Genomic DNA, 4,404 nt, shown 5'->3' on the forward strand with positions numbered 1-4,404 from the left:
TTCGCCGGCAGGAACACCATAGGTTACGTCGTTTCTCTTGAAGAGAGGAAGGGGCCTTACAAAATAAAGAACATCACGAAGAAGATAGATCCAGAACCCTTCCTCAAAGGTTCAGATCTTGAACTGGCCATATACACCTCAAAGGAGTTCGTCGCACCGCCGGGAAAGGTCTTCGATCTCTTCTTCCCACCGGGAAAACTGCTTCAGGTAAGCGATTACGTGGTGGCCATATCCGGTGATGTCGATCTCGGATTGCCTATGACTAAAGACAGCTTCCTGAAAAAGTTTAGAAGCGAAAAACTCCAGGAGCTTCTGAGGTCAAGAGACGTAAAGGTAATGCACAGTTTCGATCGAAAGGTCTCGGGCAAGCGGAAGATCAAAAAAGTCTCTTTGAACAGAAAGTTGATAGATCTGCGCGAAGAGCTCAATCCTGTCTGGCAGTCGATAGTCGATTATCTCCTCTCCGTCAGCTCCGAGGAGATCTCCGTTCTCGAGAAAAAACTCAGATTGAACAGTCGCAGCCCGATCGAGACGCTCGTCAGGAAGGGAATTCTCTCGATGGAGGAGGTAGAGGAAGACGATTCTCAATGGGTTATCCCGTCGGTCGTCGATCTCACTCAAGAGCAGAAGAAAGTCTCCAGAGCACTGATCGATAAAAGAAACGGGGTATCGCTTCTTTACGGCCTTACAGGTACGGGAAAGACCGAGGTGTACTTCAGCGTCATGGAGTACTGGCTGAACAGGGCAAAACAGGTTCTATTAATGGTTCCGGAAGTTTCCCTGACTCCCCAGCTTCTGGCGCGTGTCAGGGGGGCTTTCCCGGGTAGAGTCATCAGGCAGTACCACAGTTACATGACCGCCGGACAGAGGCAGAGAATCTGGCTCGACGCCACCGAGGGAAACGTGGACATCCTGGTCGGGACAAGGAGTTCGCTGTGGGTTCCCATGAAAAGAACCGGCCTGATAATAATCGACGAAGAACATGACGCCAGCTTTTACCAGCAGAGCGTGCCTTTTTACGACGGTGTAGAGGTGGCCATGAAGAAAGGGCGTTTGCTCGATATCCCGATTATTCTCGGCTCGGCGACGCCCAGAGTTACACACTTCTACGCTGCGAGCACTGGCGGCATGGATCTGCTGGAGCTCCGAAACAGGCCGGTTGGAAGCTTCCCGGTGATCGAGATTATCGATATGAAAGAGGAGAAAAACCCTATCATAAGCGCAAGGGCGCTCAAAGAGATAGAAAACACCCTCTCGCAGGGCAAACAGGTCTTCGTCTTCGTTCACAGAAAGGGATTCTCTAACTACGTGGTCTGCCACACGTGCGGTCAAACCGTAACCTGTCCTCATTGTTCCGTCTCTCTGACTTACCACAAGATCGACAACGCCATGAAGTGTCACTACTGCGGATACAGGCAGCACGTGCCGAGATCCTGTCCGACCTGTGGATCGATGACACTTTCGGCGCGGGGGTTCGGTACGGAGAGAGTGGAAAACGATCTCCAGAAGTTCTTTCCGTCCGTCAGCATAATGCGCATGGATCGCGAAACCGTCGATAATCCGCTCGCCTACGAAAAGGCTCTGCAGGCCATCTCTCAAAAAAAGAGCCAGATAATAGTGGGGACTAAAATGATCACGAAAGGGCTCGACTTTCCCGACGTCGAAATGGTGCTGGTGATCGATGCCGACCGCCTTATGAGTTTTCCCAGCTACGACAGTCCTGAAACTGCCTTTCAGCACATCGCGCAGGTTAGCGGCCGCTCGGGCAGGGCCGGCAAGGGAAGGGCCTTCATTCAGAGTTTCAATCCCGGCAACAGGGTTATAAGCAAGGCCTTCGAGAGGGATTACGACAGTTTCTTCCGACAGGAGCTGGATCTAAGGAAAGAGTTACGCTACCCGCCTTTCGTCAAGATCGTGGAGATCGTATGCACCGGAAATTCAGAGGAAGAAAGCCTTGATCTTGGTAAACAAGTGGTGGCCGGGCTGGAAAAGTCGAAAGATGCTTATCTGGAACTCTTCGGCCCCATAGTTCCGCTTCTCTCGAAGGTCAAGAGTTCTTACAGAACAAAGATCGTCCTGAAACTGGAAAACGACAGTCCGCTTGATTTTCTTCAACCTCTGATAAAAAAACATTCCGCCGGACTTCAGACAATAGTGAACGGAATCGGCGGAATGCTTTGATAGATCTATTCTATCGTACCGGTCTTCTACCTTTTCAGCTGTCCGGGGAAGAAGCAGGAGACGAAATGTCCACCTCCGACATCCTGCAACTGGGGTTCCTCTCTGGCACAGATTTCTTTGGCTATGGGACAGCGTGGATGGAACCTGCAGCCGGAAGGAGGATTGATCGGACTGGGGACATCGCCCTGGAGGATGATCCTTTGCTTTTTCTTCTCCGGGTTGGCCTCGGGAATGGCCGACATCAGCGATACGGTGTAAGGGTGTAGAGGATCGTCGAATAGTTTTTTCTTGTCGGCAAGTTCCGCTACCTTTCCGAGGTACATGACGGCCACCCTCCTGCTGACGTGTTTCACAACGCCAAGATCGTGAGCGATGAAGAGATAGGTAAGGCCGAATTCTTTCTGAAGGTCGTTCAGCAAATTGAGAATCTGGGCCTGAATCGAGACGTCAAGGGCCGAGACGGCTTCGTCGCAGACTATGAGTTTGGGATTTAGAATCAAGGCTCTGGCGACCCCTATACGCTGTCTCTGTCCCCCGCTGAACTCGTGCGGGAATCTGGACATGTGATCCTTGGAGAGACCGACTTTCGTCATAATATCGGCGACTTTGTCCAGAACGTCGCTTCCAGTTGCCAGCCCGTGGATCCTGGCACCCTCCCCGATGATGTTCCTGACCCGCATTCTGGGATTGAGCGAAGAAAAGGGGTCCTGGAAGATGATCTGCGCGTTTCTTCTGAAGGCCTTTCTCTTCTCTTCGCGGTTCGAAAGCATACTTCTCACGAAGGCGTTCCGGTCTTCGTTGAATTCTTTGAAGTATCTTTCGGCTATCTTTCTATCGAAATCGTTTTGAAACGATTGAATCGCAGCCTCGGCCGATCCACCCTTGCTTTTCAACTCGGTGAATCGGTCGATGTATATGTCTCTTATATACTTCTGGGCTTTCAGAGCGGGCATGAAATAGTAGGTCGTATCTTCCCCTTCCATGATTATTCTACCGGAAGTCGGCTCATAAAGCCTCAAAACCGACATACCAGCCGTGGTTTTACCGCAACCGGATTCTCCGACGAGTCCGAGAGTCTCTTTCTCGTAAACATCGAAACTGATATCGTCGACGGCTTTGACCTGTGCCACTACCCTTCTGAAAACGCCGGCCCTTACCGGGAAGTGTTTCACCAGCCGGTCGGCCCTTAGAAGTAGTCTACTATCGGTTATTTTACTCATGCGCCCTCACCTGCCCTAGATACTTTGATCATTTCGACGAGTTTATCCACGTACCAGCAGGCCGATGTGTGGTTCTCTTCTACTTCCACCAGGGGCGGCTCTTCTTTTCTGCATTTGTCGGTCGCTAGCGGACATCTGGTGTTGAATCTGCAACCATCCGGAAAATCTAGAGGGTCGGGAACGACACCGGGTATGTTGTAGAGAACCTCTTTGTCCTCATCGAGTTTGGGGATCGCGTTCATTAGACCCCAGGTGTAAGGATGCCTTGGCTTTTTGAAGAGCGTTAGGACTTCGGCGTATTCCACTACCTTTCCGGCGTACATCACAACGACTCTCTGGGCCATCTCCGCTATCACTCCAAGGTCGTGCGTAATCATCACCAGAGCCATGCCGTATTGTTCTTGAAGCGACTTCATGAGCTCGAGAATCTGCGCCTGAATGGTCACATCCAGAGCCGTGGTGGGCTCATCCGCGAAGAGGAGTTTCGGATTGCAGGAAAGCGCCATGGCTATCATGGCTCTCTGTCTCATTCCTCCGGAGAGTTCGTGAGGGTACTCGTCAACCCTCTTTTCCGGTTCGGGAATACCGACCTTGCGAAGCATATCTATCGCCATCGTTCTAGCCTGTTCCTTGTTGACATCCTGGTGAAGGAGAATGGCCTCCATTATTTGAAAACCAACCGTAAAGACCGGGTTGAGAGCCGTCATGGGTTCCTGGAAGATCATGGCCATGTCGTTTCCTCTGATCTTCATCATCTGTGACTCGGGAATGGCCATCACGTCTCTACCTTCGAAGATGATCTTTCCGCCGGCGATTTCGCCCTTTTCATCCAGAAGTCTCATCACCGAAAGGGAAGTGACGCTCTTTCCGCAACCGGATTCACCGACTATCCCGAGCGTTTCGCCGGAATAAACATCGAAAGTGACGCCGTCTACCGCTTTCACTATACCGTCTTCTGTATGAAAATAGGTTCTTAGATCTTTCACCTGTAAAAGTGCGTTTT

3 protein-coding genes are annotated in these 4,404 nt (G+C 51.2%); 1 reads left to right on the forward strand and 2 read right to left on the reverse strand.

Annotated features, from left to right (window positions below):
• Positions 1-2,181: replication restart helicase PriA (gene priA, locus PKX57_RS11400; RefSeq protein ID WP_472417418.1), on the forward strand; the 2,181-nt coding region annotated here is incomplete at its 5' end.
• Between the two features lie 26 nt (positions 2,182-2,207).
• Here the strand turns inward: priA and PKX57_RS11405 are convergent.
• Both PKX57_RS11405 and PKX57_RS11410 read right to left on the reverse strand, forming a co-directional pair.
• Positions 2,208-3,401, reverse strand: coding sequence for an oligopeptide/dipeptide ABC transporter ATP-binding protein (locus PKX57_RS11405; protein WP_213921136.1), 1,194 nt, complete (start codon positions 3,399-3,401; stop codon positions 2,208-2,210).
• Positions 3,398-4,404 (reverse strand): ABC transporter ATP-binding protein (locus tag PKX57_RS11410; RefSeq protein WP_472417420.1); only part of this gene is annotated, 1,007 nt, incomplete at its 5' end. The genes PKX57_RS11405 and PKX57_RS11410, both read right to left, overlap by 4 nt.

It is taken from the genome of Mesotoga sp., from assembly GCF_035363035.1.
Taxonomy (GTDB): Bacteria; Thermotogota; Thermotogae; order Petrotogales; family Kosmotogaceae; genus Mesotoga.

Coding starts and splice junctions, on each gene's coding strand:
- PKX57_RS11405 (WP_213921136.1), bottom strand. CDS start 3,401: ATGAGTAAAATAACCGATAGTAGACTACTTCTAAGGGCCGACCGGCTG.